Origin of the sequence: Treponema sp. OMZ 788, from assembly GCF_024181245.1 — a bacterium.
Lineage (GTDB): Bacteria > Spirochaetota > Spirochaetia > Treponematales > Treponemataceae > Treponema_B.
Map to the genome: position 1 here is coordinate 1,623,961 of NZ_CP051199.1, position 18,437 is coordinate 1,642,397.

15 protein-coding genes and 2 pseudogenes are annotated in these 18,437 nt (G+C 36.9%); all 17 read right to left on the reverse strand.

All coding sequences use genetic code 11. From position 1 onward, the window contains the following. Positions 1–3 precede the first annotated feature (3 nt). A complete protein-coding gene (locus E4O00_RS07945; RefSeq protein WP_253676861.1) occupies positions 4–2,436 on the reverse strand; it encodes a tetratricopeptide repeat protein in 2,433 nt (810 codons plus the stop codon). 14 nt (positions 2,437–2,450) lie between these two features. Beyond that, positions 2,451–2,915 carry a flagellar export protein FliJ gene (gene fliJ / locus E4O00_RS07950; protein WP_253676862.1) on the reverse strand — a complete coding sequence of 155 codons (465 nt, stop codon included), beginning with the start codon at positions 2,913–2,915 and terminating at the stop codon, positions 2,451–2,453. Next, a complete protein-coding gene (gene fliI / locus E4O00_RS07955) occupies positions 2,915–4,339 on the reverse strand; it encodes a flagellar protein export ATPase FliI (protein WP_253676863.1) in 1,425 nt (474 codons plus the stop codon). The genes fliJ and fliI overlap by 1 nt, the downstream gene beginning before the upstream one ends. Before the next feature lie 10 nt (positions 4,340–4,349). Continuing rightward, positions 4,350–5,276: a flagellar assembly protein FliH gene (fliH, locus tag E4O00_RS07960; protein ID WP_253676864.1), complete on the reverse strand. Its 927-nt coding sequence runs from the start codon at positions 5,274–5,276 to the stop codon at positions 4,350–4,352. A 20-nt stretch (positions 5,277–5,296) separates the two neighbouring features. Continuing rightward, entirely contained in the window at positions 5,297–6,346 is a 1,050-nt protein-coding gene (gene fliG, locus E4O00_RS07965; protein WP_253676865.1) for a flagellar motor switch protein FliG, read from the reverse strand. Position 6,347: 1 nt separating this feature from the next. Then, positions 6,348–8,051 carry a flagellar basal-body MS-ring/collar protein FliF gene (gene fliF, locus E4O00_RS07970; RefSeq protein ID WP_253676866.1) on the reverse strand — a complete coding sequence of 568 codons (1,704 nt, stop codon included), beginning with the start codon at positions 8,049–8,051 and terminating at the stop codon, positions 6,348–6,350. 65 nt (positions 8,052–8,116) lie between these two features. Further along, positions 8,117–8,482 carry a flagellar hook-basal body complex protein FliE gene (gene fliE / locus E4O00_RS07975; RefSeq protein ID WP_253676867.1) on the reverse strand — a complete coding sequence of 122 codons (366 nt, stop codon included), beginning with the start codon at positions 8,480–8,482 and terminating at the stop codon, positions 8,117–8,119. A 27-nt stretch (positions 8,483–8,509) separates the two neighbouring features. Next, complete coding sequence (gene flgC / locus E4O00_RS07980; protein WP_002671661.1) at positions 8,510–8,965, reverse strand: flagellar basal body rod protein FlgC; 456 nt, start codon at positions 8,963–8,965, stop codon at positions 8,510–8,512. A 23-nt stretch (positions 8,966–8,988) separates the two neighbouring features. Next, positions 8,989–9,408, reverse strand: coding sequence for a flagellar basal body rod protein FlgB (gene flgB / locus E4O00_RS07985; protein WP_253676868.1), 420 nt, complete (start codon positions 9,406–9,408; stop codon positions 8,989–8,991). 51 nt (positions 9,409–9,459) lie between these two features. Further along, positions 9,460–10,924: pseudogene (gene hslU / locus E4O00_RS14045) on the reverse strand (ATP-dependent protease ATPase subunit HslU). Continuing rightward, a complete protein-coding gene (hslV, locus tag E4O00_RS08000; protein ID WP_253679685.1) occupies positions 10,924–11,460 on the reverse strand; it encodes an ATP-dependent protease subunit HslV in 537 nt (178 codons plus the stop codon). The pseudogene hslU and the gene hslV overlap by 1 nt, the downstream one beginning before the upstream one ends. Positions 11,461–11,470: 10 nt before the next feature. Further along, on the reverse strand, positions 11,471–12,388 hold the full coding sequence (gene xerC / locus E4O00_RS08005) for a tyrosine recombinase XerC (protein WP_253676870.1): 918 nt from the start codon (positions 12,386–12,388) through the stop codon (positions 11,471–11,473). Continuing rightward, a pseudogene (topA, locus tag E4O00_RS08010) lies at positions 12,381–14,547 on the reverse strand (type I DNA topoisomerase). Before topA ends, xerC begins: the two are co-directional and overlap by 8 nt. An 18-nt stretch (positions 14,548–14,565) precedes the next feature. After that, the gene (dprA, locus tag E4O00_RS08015; protein WP_253676872.1) at positions 14,566–15,498 is read right to left on the reverse strand and encodes a DNA-processing protein DprA; all 933 of its coding nucleotides are present in this window, start codon (positions 15,496–15,498) and stop codon (positions 14,566–14,568) included. Positions 15,499–15,535: 37 nt separating this feature from the next. Beyond that, positions 15,536–16,225, reverse strand: coding sequence for a tetratricopeptide repeat protein (locus E4O00_RS08020; protein WP_253676873.1), 690 nt, complete (start codon positions 16,223–16,225; stop codon positions 15,536–15,538). Continuing rightward, entirely contained in the window at positions 16,222–17,136 is a 915-nt protein-coding gene (locus E4O00_RS08025; RefSeq protein ID WP_253679687.1) for a site-specific tyrosine recombinase, read from the reverse strand. The genes E4O00_RS08020 and E4O00_RS08025 overlap by 4 nt, the downstream gene beginning before the upstream one ends. 1 nt (position 17,137) lies before the next feature. Then, positions 17,138–18,433 carry a cell division protein FtsZ gene (gene ftsZ / locus E4O00_RS08030; RefSeq protein ID WP_253676874.1) on the reverse strand — a complete coding sequence of 432 codons (1,296 nt, stop codon included), beginning with the start codon at positions 18,431–18,433 and terminating at the stop codon, positions 17,138–17,140. Positions 18,434–18,437: the final 4 nt, after the last annotated feature.

An 18,437-nucleotide genomic window follows, 5' to 3' on the forward strand; every position in this document is an offset into this window, starting at 1 on the left:
ATACTATATAAGTTTTTGAGTTTTTGCAACCTTAAAGAGTCTTGAGTTCCATAAATTATTTTGCATATACTTATCACGTATATCATTTTCACCTATAGCTAATACATTTTTCTGCATCGACTTAAATGCCTTGCTTAGATAGGCAACTGTTTGAGAAGAACTCTCTCCATATAATTTAACCGATAAATCATAACATAGATACATATATAAAGATGAATACGGATCATTTTGATATAATGACTCAACAGCAGAAGTTTCTAAATTTGATAAAAGAAGCTTACATTCCTCCTTATCATACATGTTTGAAAAATTAATTTTACAATTATAATAATTATAAAAAGCATCAAATATTTTTTTACCAATCGACATGCTATAAATGTTTGACCAAATTAAATCTTCGGCAATACTAAAACCTGATGTTAAATTTCGGAATTCTCTGAGTCCAGGATTATTATACTCACTATAAATTGAAGATATATCCAAATCCAATTTTTCAAAGTCATTTTTTAAAATAGGATAAAATAAAAATGATTCAAGCAAAAATAATAATGCATCATCGGTATAATCTATATATTTTAATAAAAGTTCTTGAGCATTTTTTATTTGTCCCATATATGCTAAAGAACGTGCATACCAAGATTTACATAAGGGCAACAATTCATCAAAATAGAGTTCAGCAAAATCTGATGCGGTCTTAAAATTCTCTGAAGCTTTATTGAATTCGCCTATCTGTAAATAAACACGGCCTTTCATAAAAAGGTATGGAATCTTCCAATCTTGTTCAAAATATTCATCAACGGCAGCAGCTAAACGATCTAAAAACACCATAGATTGTTTTAAATTATTCTGTAAAAAATATACAATACTTATATTAAATAATGCATCACAAATAAAAGATGTATCGTGAGAATGTTCTGCATTCTCAAGGGCATAAGAAAAATAAGTAATAGCATCCGATATTTTATTTTCGGTTAAATTAAAGAAAGCCAACAAAGAAAAACCTCTGTATTCTCCAGCTTCCAATTTGTTTTCTTGAAAAAAACTTATAGCGGTTTTTATATATGCATATGACTTTGCAGTGCTGTCATCCGTGTTTGCAATAATAGAATTCTGATAATATTTTAATGCATCATAGAAAGTTTCGCTTTTATACTTTTTTAGATCCAAGCTTTCTATAGAATAATCGGAATAATTATGAAATAGTGAAGCAAGTAAAAAATCAGACTTACACTTAAAATTCAAAGAATCAAAAATTTTTTCAGCATCAGCATTTGCATTTAAAATTCCGTTTTTATATTTTTTCCATAAATATTCAGTTATATTGGAATCAGCCATACTTTTGCTAAGATTAATACGTCTTTCAATAATTTCTAGTAATCCATAAGGCACAGCATAAATATTATTTTCAACCAAAATAATTCCCATTGAATACATCCAAGCATAAATATCATCAAAAAAATTCTTGCTTTTATTCAGTGAAAGTAAAAAATCCATAATTTCATCATAGAAAAAATATTTACTTGAAACAAGGATAATATATATTATCTGCAATAAATCATCCGGAATATTATATATTGAAGGCAATAAAGAATCTAAAGCTTCTATCTCAATAAATTTATTAACAGCATATATTTTTTCTGCTTCTTCTAAATTTTTTTTATCGTTTATATTATCTATTAAAATTTTTACACATTTTCCATCATTTTGTTTTTTTATATAATACTTCAAGTATATTGCAGCATTTGTCAAAAAAGCATCTACAAAATATTGGGGCATTTCCTTAGAAAATCTGTGTTTTTTTAAATAAACATAAACATTTTTTGTAGACAAAAAAGCATTTTTATCTTCAGCATTCATTGATTTTAAAGAATCAATGTTTAATGGATTTAATAAAATAAAATTATATACAGCCCAAAAACAACTATCATTTCTGTGTAATATAATTGAAGGCCGCGTATCATTTTTTTTATTATTTATTAAATTAATGTTTTCAAAAAATTTAAATACATTACATAATAGCATGGAAGAATCGGTTTCGGTAAAATCGATATACTTTCCAAGTTTATCGGCAGCATATTTTGAGGCAAAAATACCGATTTCAGGTATTAATTGCTTTTTATACATTACCAATGAATCAAATAACTCATCATTTGAAATTTCTTCTTCATAGTAGTCAGTAATAAATCTTACTTCTGAAATTTTATTTTTATATGCAATTAATATTTTATTTATATTATATAAAAATCTTGCAGCAGAAAAAGAATAAGCAATAGATTTTTTTTTAAATAAAAAATAAAGACCTCCTTGAACCTGTAAAAATTCTGCTCCATTCGATCGTGCTTCTTCTTTTATCAGGTTAATAAAATCGTTAAGAATTTTTAAATTAATTTTACGCAGTTGCCTTTCATATATTATTTCCAAAAAAATACTTAACATGTACTCATCCTTAACTAATTATAATTTTTAGCTGCAATATTTTTATTTTGTCCGAATTTATATGTAACAAGATCATCGATATAGTTTTCTTCGGATTTTATATTTTCCTTTTCCCATACCTCACGTTTTTTTTCTTTTAGTTTTGAAATAACCTTGCGTTTTGATGCTGCTTCAATATAAATTTTTCTTTTTTCTTCAATAATTTGTTCTGCAATAATCAATTTTTCTAATAATTCATCTTTTTTTTTATCTAAAAAAATACTATAGTTTTGAGCACTATGAAGATCCGTTATGTTTATTTTATCCGATTCAGGATTAAATTCGGCACCGTTTTTTATTTTTAAATTAGCAATTTGATTTAACTCAATATCTATGTAATCCTTATGAGCAATAGCATGAGCCAATTCAATTTCTGCCTGATGTTCATAAAATTCACGTAAACTCAAAAGTTTTTCAAGCCGAAATTCAAACCTTTTCATTATTTAACCTCTCTATCAGATTTATACAATGAAGCAGCTTCAGAGCTTTGAGCATATTTCTTTATAGCCCCCACACCTATACCGGCTTCATCAAATTCTTCAGGAGGAATATCAATGCCGGTAATATCCGAAAGTTTTTGCAACGTATCCTTTAGTTCCGCAGGATCATCTACTTCTTGAGTTAAAAAATCATAAATGCGGGGATAATGTTCGATAGCATCATCTATTGCAGCACTGCTTCCCTTTTGATAAGCACCTAAGTTTATCATATCTTCCGATTCGGTATAGTCTTTTAATAAGGTTCGCATACGTTTTGAAGCGGCTTTTGTATTTTGTCCGGACACTCTGTTTGCCAAACGGGAAATGCTTTTTAAAACATTGACGGCAGGATATTGGCCTCTTTCGGCAAGGTTTCTGTCCAGTACAATATGTCCGTCTAAAATACCTCGTACAGCATCCGAAATAGGCTCATTCATATCATCGCCTTCTACCAAAACCGTATAGAAACCTGTGATGGAACCTTTTTCGGAAGTACCGCTTCTTTCAAGCAGCTTAGGAAGCGAACTAAAAACACTTGGTGTATATCCTCGTGTTGCAGGAGGTTCCCCTATGGCAAGACCTATTTCCCGCTGAGCCATAGCAAAACGCGTTACCGAATCAAAAAGAAGCATAACATCTTTTCCTTGATCACGGAAATATTCTGCAATTGCCGTAGCTGTATATGCACCTCTTATTCTTGCAAGAGCACTTTGGTCCGATGTTGCACTTACAATTACCGAATGTTTTAAACCTTCTGGCCCTAAATCATGTTCAATAAAATCTAAAACTTCTCGGCCTCGCTCTCCAATCAGAGCAATGACATTTATATCGGCATTTGTATTTCTAGCTATCATTCCAAGCAAGGTAGATTTTCCTATACCGGTACCGGCAAAAATTCCCAAGCGCTGTCCTCGTCCCACAGCCAAAAGACTATCAACCGCACGAATGCCTGTAACAATTCTTTGTCTTATAGGTTTGCGTGTCATAGCATCGGGAGGAGAAGCTACAACAGGATATCGTTTAGCGGAATATGGTTCAGGCTTGCCGTCAGCAGATTTGCAGAGGGCATCTACTATACGGCCGAGTAATACATCTCCTACAGGTACAGATAGAATTTCACCGCTTGCAATAACACGGTCTCCTATTTTTACACCTTGAACATCGGTATAACTCATAAGCTGAACTGTAACTCCGTTTAAACCTACGACCTCAGCCTTTAACCCGTCAGGATTATCATCGGTAATAATCTGACAAAGCTCTCCTACGGAAGCAACAGGGCCTTCACTTTCAATCAATTTATCGTGAACTCGTACAACATGCCCTGTAAATTTTATCGGATCGGTTTCTGAAACAGCATCGGTATATTTATCAAAAAGATCTACCATAGTCGGCACCTTAAATATTTCCGGTCTTTATCTTTGTTTTAATAGGTGATATTTCCAAAATCTTTTGTTCAAGTTCGTTAAGCTGACTTGCTATGCGTGCATCAACTGCTCCGAAATCCGTTTCAATTATACAACCGCCTTGATCAACAGTGGAGTCTTCAACAACAGTAATATTTTTAATATTTTCTGCAGCCGATATAAAGTTTTGAGTATGCTCTGTAGTCATTTTAACATCAGCAAGATTTACTCGGATGACCACATCACCTCTTCCTTTAACTTTACGCAAGGCATGAACAACATTTGAAACAACAACATTTCGCTGATTTTCTGAAATAACCTTAACCACCTTTCTTGTCATTAAAAGCACAAGATCAACTATCTGTTGTTCCGTTTCAGAAAGAATTTCCTGCCGTCTATCCATTGTCTTATTTATTATTGTGTGAAGACGGTCGGTCAGACGCTGCACTTCAAGATTTCCTTCTTTAAAACCTTCTTCACGGCCTCGGTTAAAACCTTCTTTATAGGCATCACGATTTACTGAATCTTTATTTTTTTCGGAGTCTGCTATTATATCTCTGGCTTTTTGCTCGGCTTCGGCTATAATATCCTCAGCTTGATTTTTTGCATTTTGAGCAATTACTTGAGCTTCATCTGTCTGTCTCTTTACTTCATCAAAGGCAGCATTTTGTGCATCTTTAATAATTCTGTCGGCTTCAGCTTTAGCATCGGAAAGCATTTTCTCTTTTTGCATTTCCCATTCAAGTCTAAAATCTTCAGCTTGCTTTTTTAAATCGTCAATGGTCGGCCCTTCGTAAACTTCTACCTCTTCTTCAATAATTTCTTCAGGCTCTTCTTGAAAAGTTTTATTAAGCTGTAAAAATACTACATCGCTATTGTTTTTGTTTACCTCAAAACCTCTAAAAATAGTTTTAGCCATAAGCAACTCTCCGTTTTATTTTATACCAATTCATCCTCTTCGGATCTGGCGATAACAATTTCTCCCTTATCCTCCAAGTGTCTGATAATCGAAACAATCTTTTGCTGAGCTTCTTCAACATCTTTAACACGTATAGGACCCATGTATTCCATTTCATCGCGGAGCATGGCACCGGCACGCTTGGACATATTTCTAAATATCTTATCTTGAACCTCGGCATCAACTTGTTTAAGAGCTTTCGCCATTTCATCGTTATTAACTTCGCGCAATACCTTACTGATGGATCTATCGTCAAGCATAACAATATCTTCGAATACGAACATCTTCTTCTTGATTTCTTCGGCCAAATCGGGATCTTCATCTTCGAGAGATTCGATAATAGATTTTTCTGAAGAGCGGTCAACAAGGTTAAGAATCTCAACGATACTGTCAACACCTCCGGCGGCCGTATAGTCTTCACTTGAAACCGTAGACAGTTTCTTTTCCAAAACGCGTTCAACTTCACGGAGAACATCGGGGGAAGTAGTATCCATGGTTGCGACACGTCTTGCAACATCGCTTTGAATTTCATCGGGAAGATTTTGCAAAATAACAGATGCCTTTTGCGGTTCAAGATAGGCAAGAATCAAAGCTATCGTCTGCGGATGCTCCTGCTGAATAAAGTTCAAAAGGTGAGCCGGATCCGTACGTCTTATAAAATCGAAGGGACGGACTTGCAAAGAACTCGTGAGCCTATTAATTATTTCAATAGCCTTTTGACTTCCGAATGTTTTTTCCAAAACATCTCTTGCATAATCTATACCGCCGGTTGTTATAAAGTTTTGAGCCGCCATTAAATCCTGAAACTCTTGGAGAACGGCATCTTTTAATTCGGCTTCAACACTTTCTGTTCTTGCAATTTCAAAAACTATTTTTTCGACTTCATCTTCACGAAGCCTTTCCATTATTTTTGCGGAGATTTCACCTCCGAGAGATACCAAAAATATAGCAGCCTTTTGTCTTCCGCTAAGTGAATTAATATCCTTACCTTTTTTTGCACTGCCTCTTTCTTTTGCAGGTGTTACAGCCATATTATTCCTCCATGAGCCAAGTTCTAATTAAGAGAGCAACATCTTCAGGATGTTCCCTAGCCATATTGATAGCATTTTCTTGAAGTTCCTGCCGTCTTCTTTCTTCAACCGTCATTGAAACATCAGCATCTGCCATCTGCTGGTCATACAACATTCTTTCACGCTCAAGCTGAGCCTGGCGTAAAAGTTCTTCTTCACGAAGCCTTTTTCTTCTTTCAAATTCACGGCTTATGATTCTATACAAGATAAAGAGAAGCAATACCAACGCAATACCGGCAAGTGACAGTAAGAAAATTAACTGCCTTTGCTGTGATTTAAAATACTCTCTATCTTCAAGTTCAAACTGTGAAGATCTATCAACCATAACATTCAAAACGCTTACAGAATCTTTTCTACTTGCATCAAATCCGATGGCATCTTTTATTATTTTTTCGGCTTGTTTTATATCTTCAGCTGAAAGAGGTTTATATTCTCTCTCGACCATTCCGTTTTTAATAATATATTTTCCGTTAACATCTTTTTTCTTTACCCAAAGGCCATCTATGTTTACGGATACGGTCCTTCTTCCCATCTTAGGAAGAAAGGTCTCTTTTATCTGGCTTGAGCTTACAAGATGATTTTCTTTTGTAATTGTCTGAGTCGAACGGCCGACTATATTTCTTGTATCCTGATACGAAGGAGCCGTTTGTCCTTCAGTACCGGTAGGTCCTTGAGGATTGATTCCGCTGCCTTCCCAAATTGTCGTTGCATTTTCAGAGCTTACAGTAACCGATTTTACAACTTCCGAGTCGTCATAAGAAGTTTCAGGATTGTCAGGTTTGATAACTATAGGCCGTATTTCTGTTGTGTCGGCAGAGCGCTCCGACATATCCATATCAATTTTAACGTTTATATCCCTAACTCTGTCTTCACCGTATATTTTTTGTAACGGAATCAATATGTTGGCTCCGTATTGTCTTTCAAGTTTAGAAATAAATTTCTGCTGCTTTTCAATTAAAGTTAAACGATCAGCATCTTTCCTGCCTTCAAAATCATTTAAGGTAAGACCGGAGCTATCGGTTATCGTAATATCTTCATCTTTTAATCCAGGAACCGCAAGCCTAAGCATTTTTTGAATGCCCTCTATTTTTTTGCGGTTAGAAGATATATCGCTTCCGGGTGCAGGATAAATAACGACGGTTGCGGTTGCAGGAAGCTGTTCCGATTCGAATAAGGCTTTTTCGGGTATGCGGACGACAACATTTGCATCATCAATATCGTCTAAGGCTTTTAAGTGCCTTCTGACTTCTTCGGTAATGGCACGGCGTAAATCAATCTCCCTATCAAAATCGGTACGTGAATATCTTTCAACATCGAAGAAAGCCCAAGGACTTGTATTGTTAGGTATCAAGTCTTCACGCATCAAGATAGCCCGCATTCTTCTTGCGGTTTTTTCATCTGCAACAGAGATTATACCATCGGAAGAGATTGTAGTTTTTACGTTTTCTTCATTAATGCGCAAGATAATTCGATCCCGCAGATCAACATCGGTTATCGCCATGTCTATTACCGGCACCGAGGTCGGCTTTGAAGACCATCTACTGAGAACGACAATCAGCACCAGAGCAATAAGAACTACCCCGATGATGATGCCTTTTTGGAGCTTTGTCCATTTTCCCCAAAGCGTCCCAAACTTTGTTTTTAGATTGTTAAGTTTTTCGTTCATGTTTCCCCCCATGTACTGAACGAGCTTTGCAAGATTTTAAGCTTAAAGTCTTGCGAGGCTATCTTTTATCTCGTTGTGGTAATATCATTCCAACTTTTTACCAAACGGTCGATTATAGTTTGTGCTAATTTAAGCGACAAACTCGCTTCGGCCATTCCCATCGTTATATCATGAACATCTACCGATTCGGGATCGACAATCATCTGCTCTCCCAACTTGTCCATTTTAGTTTGCTTTGCATTCATGCTGTCGAATGCTTTTAAAATTGTCTGCTCAAAACTTGCAGCTTCTTTATTTACGGCAAGCTCAATCATGTCCGTATTTGAAACCATCTTGGCTCTAAAGTTATCGGTAACAACGGCATTAATTTTCGGAACATCTAAAAGGCCCGGTACCGAATTTACATTTGCAACATTTACAGCGTTTACCATTTTTTCCTCCCATTTTTATTGTTCATTTTATCGTGCAATATCCAAGGCTCTTTGGAACATATCCTTTGCGCCGTTTACAACAGCAAGGTTTGCCTCATAAGCCCTTGAAGCCGAAATCAAATCAACCATTTCGGTAACTATGTTTACATTAGGATACTCTACATATCCTTCTTTGGGGCCGTACTTTAAGGCCTTAGGATGGGTTGGATCATAGACCCAGCGGGTATCGGAAGTATCTTTTTCTATCGAAAGAACCTTAACACCCTCGCCTACACCTCTTTCCACATTTTGAGGAGTAAAAGGAGTCTGCCAGTCGATACCGCTTTTCTTTTGACCGACTATTACACGGCTTCTTTTAAAGGGGCCGCCTTCTTGAGTTTCCAAGCTGGAAGCGTTTGCAATATTGTTTGATATTACATCTGTTCTAAGACGCTCTACTCCCATTCCTGTAGCTGCAATATTTATACTTGTAAACAATCCCATGTTTTTTCCTCCGATTCCTTATTCTACTTTAAAACCGATTGTACCTGATTGTACTGAAATCCTGCCATCATACTTAAAAGCTGATACTGCATTTGAACCTTCAATACTTTCATGGCTTCATCCTCAGGATTTACATTATTTCCGTTTGCCTTTTCGGCAGTCAAATAATCCAAAACACGCACAGGCTCAACCGTTTTATAATCTATAGGCTCATTTGATTTTATGTGCAAGGGATGAGTAGTTGCAAGCTGAAAAGCGCCTTTTGCATTTTTTTCGGAATCAAAGGCTCGTTTCAACTCCGATTCAAAATTTACCTCAGTCCGCTTAAAATTAGGAACATCAGAATTTGCAAGGTTGTTTGATGTAACGGTATAACGCAAAGAGTTTACATCCAAAGCTCTGTGAAGTATATCCGTTGTTCTTAAAAAACTATTAAAACCCATAGTTCACTCCTAAGCATATTTTCGGCAAATTTTAAATCCCCCTTAACCATATTATAGAATATATCGGGATAAATCCTGATCCTGTACTATATCCTTTAATCTTTCATCAACATAAGACACATCGATCTTTACGGTTTCACCGCTCATCTCGCTTGCATTAAACGAAATATCTTCTAAAAGCATCTCCATAATCGTATGGAGCCGCCTTGCTCCAATATTTTCGTTTTTGCTGTTTACATCGGCAGCCAAAAAACTCATTCTATCAATAGCCTCATCCAAAAATTCTATTTTTACGCCTTCGGTTTCCAAAAGTTCCGCATATTGCTTTGTCAAAGCATTTTTCGGTTCAAGGAGAATGCGCTTAAAATCTTCTGCATGAAGGGCTTCAAGCTCCACACGCAAGGGGAAGCGGCCCTGAAACTCAGGGATTAAATCGCTAGGCTTTGATACGCTGAAAGCACCGGCTGCAATAAAAAGAATATGGCGTGTATCCACAACTCCGTACTTTGTAGAAACCTTAGAGCCTTCAACAATGGGAAGAATGTCGCGCTGAACTCCTTCTCTGGAAACATCCGGCCCTCCGCCGCGGTCGGAGCGGGATGCGACCTTATCTATTTCATCGATAAAGATAATTCCCATCTGCTCTACTCTTTGCTTTGCCTCATCCGTAACCTTATCGTGATCTACCATTCGGTCAAGCTGTTCGGCCATTATAATTTCGCGGGCTTCTTTTACGCTTACATTTTTGCGTTTTGATTTTGCTCCTCCCATAATCAGATTCGAAATATTGGACATTGCAGATTCAATATCTTCCATATTTGAACCGCCTGCAAAAAATTCGAATGTAGGAGCCCCCATGGAAGGAGCAATCGTAACCTCAACCATCTTATCTTCGAGCTTACCCTCACGGAGCATTACACGGAATTTTTTCGCGGGTACCGCTCATATCGTTTTCATTTTGGGCCTTATCCTCTTCGGCAGAAACAGAATTACTCATGCCTGGAAGAGCTATCTGTGTTCCGGCAGAAGCATTAGAACTCTCTTTTGCAGACACAGCGGCGGCCGATGCAGCAGATTTCTTTTTATTTGAACCGGGCAAAAGCAAATCCAATAAGGATTCTTCGGTGTTCTTTTCTGCCTGCTCTTTTAGTTTTTCCTGCATTTCGCTTTTTACCATTGTGTAGCCCACAGCCATTAGATCCCTGATCATAGATTCAACATCTCGGCCGACATAGCCTACCTCGGTATATTTTGTAGCTTCAACCTTTAAAAAAGGAGCTCCCGACAATTTTGCAAGACGCCTTGCAATTTCGGTTTTACCTACACCTGTAGGTCCTATCATCAAAATATTTTTAGGAGCTATTTCATCCCTTATTTCTTCCGGCAATTTTAGACGGCGCATTCTATTACGGAGAGCAATAGCAACAGCTCTCTTAGCCTTGTTTTGTCCTATAATGTATTTATCCAATTCTGCAACAGTCTGTTTAGGTGTCAGCTCTTTTAATTCTTCGTTCATTATATTTCCTCCATAACTATTTTTCCGTTTGTGTAGATGCAGATTTTTCCTGCAATCTGTAAACTCTTTTCTGCAATTTCGCGGGCGGAAAGATTTGTGTTTTGCATCAAGGCTAAGGCCGAAGCATAGGCGTAATTTCCCCCGGAACCTATTGCAAGAACATCTTCTTCCGGTTCTATTACATCTCCGTTACCCGAAATCAAAAGAGTAGTCTTTGCGTCGGCAACAAGTAAGAGGGCCTGTAAATTTTTTAGCATCTTATCGGTGCGCCAATCCTTTGCAAGCTCTACAGCTGCACGAGTCAGATCGCCTGAAAATTCTTTTACCCTGATTTCGAATTTTTCCAAAAGAGTAAAGGCATCGGCAGTTGCCCCGGCAAAACCCGTTATAATTTTTCCGTCATAAATTTTTCTTACCTTTCGGGCATTACCTTTCATAACGGTTTCGCCCATAGTTACCTGACCGTCTCCAGCCATAACAATTTTTCCGTCTCTACGTACGGCAAGCACTGTCGTGCTTCGTATTTTTTTATCCATCATAAAACTCCTATGAATGAGGATGAGCAGTCTTATATAAATTTTGAAGCTGCTCAGCCGTAATATGCGTATATCTTTGCGTTGTAGAAACACTTTCGTGTCCAAGCAATTCCTGTACAACCCTTATATCCGCACCTCTTGTAATTAAAGTAGATGCAAAACTATGTCTAAAAGCATGGGGTGAAAGATGCTTTAAGTCAGGAGATAATTCGACATACCTGTTTATTATATACCGAATTCCTCTACTTGTTAAGGGTTGTGCTTTTTGATTTATAAAAAGAGCATCCCTTATTTTTCCCTTGTTACCTTTTTGAGCTTGCAGCTTCTGTTTTTCAAGAAGTTCAGCTCTTTCTTCTAAATATGCCTTTAAATAATCCCTTGCAAATTCTGCAAAAAACACCTTTCTTTCTTTTTTTCCTTTTCCGAAAACGATGGCATAAGAAAGAGTTTTATCCAAATCTTTTATATCAAGTCCGGCTAATTCCGAAACACGGCAGCCTGTAGAATAAAGAGAAGCGAATAAGGCAGCATCCCTTACCTCCCAAAGAATATCCGAATTTGAAGGCAGTTTACAAAATTCTTTAGCCTGTTTAGGAAACATGAACACGGGAAGTTTTTGAGCAAGTTTTAAATTCCTAACAGACGATATGGGATTTGTTTTTGTAAGATTAAATCTTAAAGCATATTTGTAAAAACCTCTGAGCGTAGACATAATCCTGTTTATTGAAGCAGGAGCAAATTTTTTATCTGCAAGTTCTGCGATAAAAATTCTAACATCTGAAGCTTTTAATTCAAAAACATTCAGCTCAAGTGCTTTTAACCATTCTTCAAAAATAGTCAAATCGTTTTTATAAGAATCTATTGTTGCCTTTGTAAACTGCCTGACTCCTGCACTGTAAGTGAGGTAGTTTTCAAATATTTCATTCATTACTTCTATCTACCTCCACATCTTCTACACCTTCGACTACGCTGTGTAAGTAATCGCAATCGGGATTAATACAGGCCTTATAGTTTCCGTTTTTCTTATCATACTTTTCTACCATAAACCATCCGCATTTAGGGCAGGATGCATTGATGGGTTTAAAGTGTGAAATAAAATCGCATTCAGGGAAATGAGTACATCCGTAAAATTCCTTCCCCCTCTTTTTTTGATTTACGGGCGATTATGTCGCCGCCGCAGCCTTCACGCGGACACTTTGCCAATGGAATCGATTTTGTATTTTTACATTCGGGAAAAGCACTGCAAGCCAAAAATACTCCGAAGCGGCCTAGTTTTTTTACCATCTTGTTTCCGCATTTTTCACAGACAATGTCGGTAACCTCATCCAAGGAGCCCTTAATGCTTTCTACATTTTCCAAGGCAGTATCTACTTTTTCTTTAAACGAGCCGTAAAAACTTTCCATAAGCTTAGGCCATTCTATTTTATTTTCTGCAACTTCGTCCAAGCGGTTTTCCATTCCGGCAGTAAAATTAACGTCGATTATTTCGGAAAAATTTTCTACCAAGAGGCTGTTTATAATTCTTCCCAACTGAGTCGGAACAAGCTGCTTATTTGCTCTAGTTACATAATAGCGGTCAAGCAAAACCGAAATAATAGGAGCATAGGTTGAAGGGCGTCCGATTCCTTTTTCTTCAAGCATCTTTACTATACTTGCATCAGTATAACGGGCAGGGCCTTGAGTAAAATGCTGTTCAGGTCTTAATGTTTCAATGCTGATCGCATCACCGGCCTTCATTGCGGGGAGAGCTGTTCCTTTTTCATCTTTTGAAATCAAGGTCTTTGTAACGGTGTAAAAACCTTTTTCGGTTATCTTTGTAGAAGCTGTACGGAAAATTGCGTTCCCCACTTTTATTTCGTAACTCGATGTTTTTGTTTTTGCATTTTTCATTTGGCTTGAAACAAAGCGTTCCCAAATCAAAGAATAAAGTCTTAACTGATCTCGAGTTAAAAATTCTTTTAAGTATGCAGGAGTATATTCAACATAGGTAGGGCGTATCGCTTCGTGTGCATCTTGAGCTTTTTTCCCTGCTGCATATACATTCGGCTCATCAGGTAATTCTTTAGGATGATTTTCGCTTATCCACTTACGCACGGCATCGATAGCGATATCCGATATTCTAACAGAGTCGGTACGCATATATGTAATTAAACCCACACGGGTAGAACCGACTGCAACTCCTTCATAAAGCTGCTGGGCCACCTGCATTGTTTTTTTGGAAGTAAAACCTATTCTATTTGCCGCAACCTGCTGCAATGTAGAAGTCGTAAAAGGAGGACGAGGCTTGATACTTTTTTCAGTAATTTTAATATCATCGACAAGAGCCGGCAATGAACCCAACTCTTTTATAATTGCATCAACTTCTTTTTGATTTTTCAATTCGGGTTTATTGTCATTGTATTTTACAAGCTGGGCTTCAAAAGAAGTTTTATTGTATTTAAAGTCTCCGTCAAGAGTCCAATATTCATCCGGTATAAAATTTTCAACTTCTTCTTCTCTCTCGCAGATTAAGCGGAGGGCAACAGATTGAACACGGCCTGCCGATAGACCGTTTTTTACTTTTTGCCAAAGAAGAGGAGATAAGTTATATCCTACAAGTCTATCCAAAACCCTTCTCGATTTTTGAGCATTTACCTTTCCCATATCTATATCCAACGGATTTTTTACGGCTTCTTGAATTGCAATGGGAGTAATTTCGTTAAAAACAATTCTTTTTATAGGTGAAGAACATTCTTCAACCAAGGCTTCATGCAAATGAAAAGCTATGGCTTCTCCTTCACGGTCATTATCACTTGCAAGAAAGACACCTGAAGATTTCTTCGCTTCCTTTTTTAATTCTTTTAAAATTTTAGCACGGCCCCTAACCGTGATATACTCAGGAGTAAAATTATTTTCTATATCTATTGCCAATCTTGACTTAGGCAAATCTATAAGATGCCCCATTGAGGCTCTTACTATATAATCATTCCCTAAATATTTTTCGATAGTCTTAGCCTTTGCAGGAGACTCGACTATAACCAAGCAATGCTGTTTTGTTTTTTTTGCAGTACGTTTAGTTTTTTTTGTTTCACTCAATGTTTTTTCCATAAATCAACACCTCATAATCTATAAATTGGTAAACAGCATATTTTGCTGATCTTTTTTTAAATTATTTTCCGTAGGATATTTCCAATCATGTAAAATATCATCTATACATTTTATAGCAAAGGCACCTTGTTCGTAAAGACTAAGGCTGCCTGCGTTTTGCAAAGAATGTAAAATAGGTTCACATACATAAACATCCCTGCCCTGCTCTAATGCGAAATCTGCAGTAATAAGAGCTCCCGATTTTTTCGGAGCTTCTACAATTAAAACAGAACGGGATAGTCCCGAAATAATTCTATTGCGTTCAGGAAAGCGGTAAGAAAGAGGTTCCGTTCCCGGAGCATACTCACTTAAGATACATCCTCCGGATTCCAAAATACTTGCCGCAAGTTTTTTATTTGAACGGGGATAAATCATTTCAGGCCCGCAAGCCAAAACAGCTACGGTTTTTCCCTTTCCTTCAAGACATCCCCTGTGCGAAAAAGCATCTATACCGAAGGCTAATCCCGACACAACCGTAATGTTTTTTTCTGCAGCCTCTTTTCCTAAATTCAAAGCTTGTTCAATTCCTTCTCCGGTAGGCTGTCTGGTTCCGACCATCGCAAGCATCGGTTTCTCCTGAGAAGGCAAGGTTCCGCGATAAAAAACGGTAAAGGGATGATCGGGAATTTCTCTAAGCTGCGGAGGAAAATCCGAATCATAGAAATAAAGCATTCTCACATCATATGAATTCATAACCTTGATACTTGAATCCGTAAGAGAATTAAGTAAATCCTTATCCCATTTTTTTGGTCTAACCTGCCGGCCTATAGTTTCCGAAATATCTTTTATAGAAAGCGATACAAGAGAGGATAAGGAGTCCAGCTTTTCAGATAGAAGAAGTTTTTCTTTTCCTTTGAGAAAATAACAATGAGATAATCCTATGTATAAACTTTCTTTTCCGGATATATTCACTTTTTATCTTCCTCCCGAAGCCCTAATCTCCCTAATATTATTTTCCGCTTGAGCTCTTTTTTTCTGCACTGCTTGAAATTTGAATAATTCGATCATAAATTGCAATTGCTTTTTCATTTTTACCTGTCATATAATAAGCCGCACCAAGTAAAAATAAATGATCTATAGGCTTCTTTTCCCACTCGGCAATTTTTTCCAAAATGGGAATCGCATCGGCCGGTCTATTTAATTCAAAGATATACAATACCGATAAGGCATAAACAGCTTTTGAATGTTTAGGATCTATTTCAAGTGCACGCGTATAAGCCGAAACGGCAAGAGAAAAATATCTTTTTTTCTCTATATCGGTTCCGGTTAATTCAAAATCTAAAGAATTATCTGCCGTTAAACTTGCAGCAAGCCCTACCTGATAAAATAAATTTTGATTTTCAGGATAATATTCCAATGCAGATTGAAAAGCCTGCAAGGCTTTTTTATACATTTTTTGATCCATGTATCTTGAGCCGAGTATTTTATACCATATACCGACTCTTCCTTCTGCAATCATTATATCATCAACTCTTTTTTCATATTTTCTTATAGCATCTTTCAATTCGGCTTCAGTATTAGGATTGCTGACTCCCTCCTCCAATTCCTGAAGTCTGCGGATACCCGTAACCTTATTGCAGCTACCCAATATAATAATCAACAACAAAATAGTTATTACGGAAAAAAAACTTTTTTTCATTTTATACCTCTTTCTAATTTTTTAGTATCAAAAAATTTATTATGATACATTTGCAGAGACTTATCCTCGATATGCGTATAAACTTGAGTTGTAGAAATATCGGAATGACCTAAAAGACATTGTACAGATCTCAAATCCGCTCCTCCGGCAAGTAAATGCGTGGCATAAGAGTGTCTTAAGGTATGAACCTTTGTTTCAATACCTGAAAAATTTGAAAGCTCATTTATTCTTTTCCAAATTCCCTTTCTGGTCAAAACGGAACCGCGGTTATTTAAAAACACGGAACCTGAAGTCAATGTATTTTCAGGATGCTTAGGTTTTAATAATTCGGCACGTGCTTCAAGTATATACTGCTTAAGCCAATACTTTGCAGCACTTCCAAACGGAACAATTCTTTCTTTATTTCCTTTTCCTGTAACCTTAATTAAATCTTCATCATAGAAAATATCTTCCAGTTTTAAATTAACAATCTCGCTAACCCTAAGACCTGCAGAATAAATAAGCTCAAATAAAGCCCTATCTCTAATATTATTCGGAGAATCCAAAGGTATTGCAGCAAAAAGACTGTCTACTTCCTCCGGAGATAAAACTCTCGGTAAAGTTTTTTCTCTTTTTGGTCTTTCTATACCCTCACTCGGATTATCTTTTCTAACTCCTTCGATAATCAAAAATCTAAAAAAGGAATTAAGAGCTGCAATATCCTTGGCTATGGTTTTGGCCATAATTCCGGATTCGGATCTATGCAAAATAAAATTAATACAGTCGGCTTCACTTGCATTTTCAATTAAGCGGTCTGACATATGCTCTTGAAATAATTGCAAAGTATTAATATAGGTTTGAGCTGTCGCTTTTGAATGAGATTCCGCTGAAATTAAAAATCCGTAAAAAGCCCGAAGCTGTATTTTTGTCAGTTTATTTTCCTCCTACTCTTAAAACATTTTGATTACGAATCCAAGCAGGAGTATCCAAATCACTTTCCATAGGAGGAACGATAGAACTAAAAGACGGCTTCCTTTCTGAAACATAACAGCCTTCATAGTTTTTTTCAGGGGAAGTCTCATGCCGATTTCTTGCACCAAGACCTGAAAGAGAAGGAGGTGTCGTTTTATTAACCTTAGTCCACTCTCTCGAAGTCATAAACGAATCATCAGAGAACATCAAATTTTCTGCATTATCATGAACAGGCTTTTGAGCAGGCTGAGCTTCATCAATAGGAAATTTATCGTTTGATCTAAAACCTGTTGCAATTAAGGTAACAACAATTTTATTTTCCACAGAAGGATCTATAGTCGCACCAAAAAAAGTTGCAACATCCGGATCGGCACCGGCATTAATAATATCCATGATCTCTGCAAGCTCATGCATTGTTAATTTTTCGCTTCCGCAAATATTTACCAAAAGATTTTTAGCTCCTTCAACTCTAGCCTCTTCAAGAAGCGGATTATTAAGAGCATTTGTTGCCGCATCTACAGCCCTATTTTGGCCTTCACCTATACCGACACCCATATGAGCATTTCCCTGTTCTTTCATAACAGCTTTTACATCAGCCAAGTCAACATTAATTTCTCCATGCTGATAAATTAAATCAGAGATACCTTGAACAGCCTGACGCAAAACATCATCCGCTTTTTTAAATGCTTCCACAACAGGAGTTGAAGGGTCTACCATCTTCAATAAATGCTGATTCGGAATAGTAATTACGGTGTCCACGGATTCTTTTAATTTTTTTATTCCTTCTTCTGCAAGAGCCATTCTTTTGCGGCCCTCAAATGCAAAGGGCTTTGTAACTACAGCAACCGTTAAGATTCCCTGCTCCTTAGCAATTTCGGCAATAACTGGAGCCGAACCCGTACCCGTGCCGCCTCCCATTCCGGCAGTTATAAAAAGCATATCAGCATCTTTGATTGCATTTGCAATTATTTCTCGATCTTCAATAGCAGCCTTCTCTCCGATGCCGGGATCACCTCCTGAACCTAAACCCTTTGTAATTTTTGTTCCGATAGGTAATTTTAAAGGAGCATTTGAATGATTTAAAGCCTGTAAATCGGTATTTGCAACTATAAAGTCAACATACCTCATGCTGCTGGACATCATTCTGTTTACTGCATTTGATCCGCCGCCACCTGCACCTATAACTTTTATTATAGCCGGAGTGCCTGCTTCAACAACTTCATCATTTACCTTGTCTTTCATTACTTCATATAACATACTA

Bases quoted from the DNA above. Each gene is read 5' to 3' on its own strand.
- E4O00_RS07945 (WP_253676861.1), bottom strand. From the start codon at position 2,436: ATGTTAAGTATTTTTTTGGAAATAATATATGAAAGGCAACTGCGTAAA.
- fliJ (WP_253676862.1), bottom strand. From the start codon at position 2,915: ATGAAAAGGTTTGAATTTCGGCTTGAAAAACTTTTGAGTTTACGTGAA.
- fliI (WP_253676863.1), bottom strand. From the start codon at position 4,339: ATGGTAGATCTTTTTGATAAATATACCGATGCTGTTTCAGAAACCGAT.
- fliH (WP_253676864.1), bottom strand. From the start codon at position 5,276: ATGGCTAAAACTATTTTTAGAGGTTTTGAGGTAAACAAAAACAATAGC.
- fliG (WP_253676865.1), bottom strand. From the start codon at position 6,346: ATGGCTGTAACACCTGCAAAAGAAAGAGGCAGTGCAAAAAAAGGTAAG.
- fliF (WP_253676866.1), bottom strand. From the start codon at position 8,051: ATGAACGAAAAACTTAACAATCTAAAAACAAAGTTTGGGACGCTTTGG.
- fliE (WP_253676867.1), bottom strand. From the start codon at position 8,482: ATGGTAAACGCTGTAAATGTTGCAAATGTAAATTCGGTACCGGGCCTT.
- flgC (WP_002671661.1), bottom strand. From the start codon at position 8,965: ATGGGATTGTTTACAAGTATAAATATTGCAGCTACAGGAATGGGAGTA.
- flgB (WP_253676868.1), bottom strand. From the start codon at position 9,408: ATGGGTTTTAATAGTTTTTTAAGAACAACGGATATACTTCACAGAGCT.
- hslV (WP_253679685.1), bottom strand. From the start codon at position 11,460: ATGGATAAAAAAATACGAAGCACGACAGTGCTTGCCGTACGTAGAGAC.
- xerC (WP_253676870.1), bottom strand. From the start codon at position 12,388: ATGAATGAAATATTTGAAAACTACCTCACTTACAGTGCAGGAGTCAGG.
- E4O00_RS08020 (WP_253676873.1), bottom strand. From the start codon at position 16,225: ATGAAAAAAAGTTTTTTTTCCGTAATAACTATTTTGTTGTTGATTATT.
- ftsZ (WP_253676874.1), bottom strand. From the start codon at position 18,433: ATGTTATATGAAGTAATGAAAGACAAGGTAAATGATGAAGTTGTTGAA.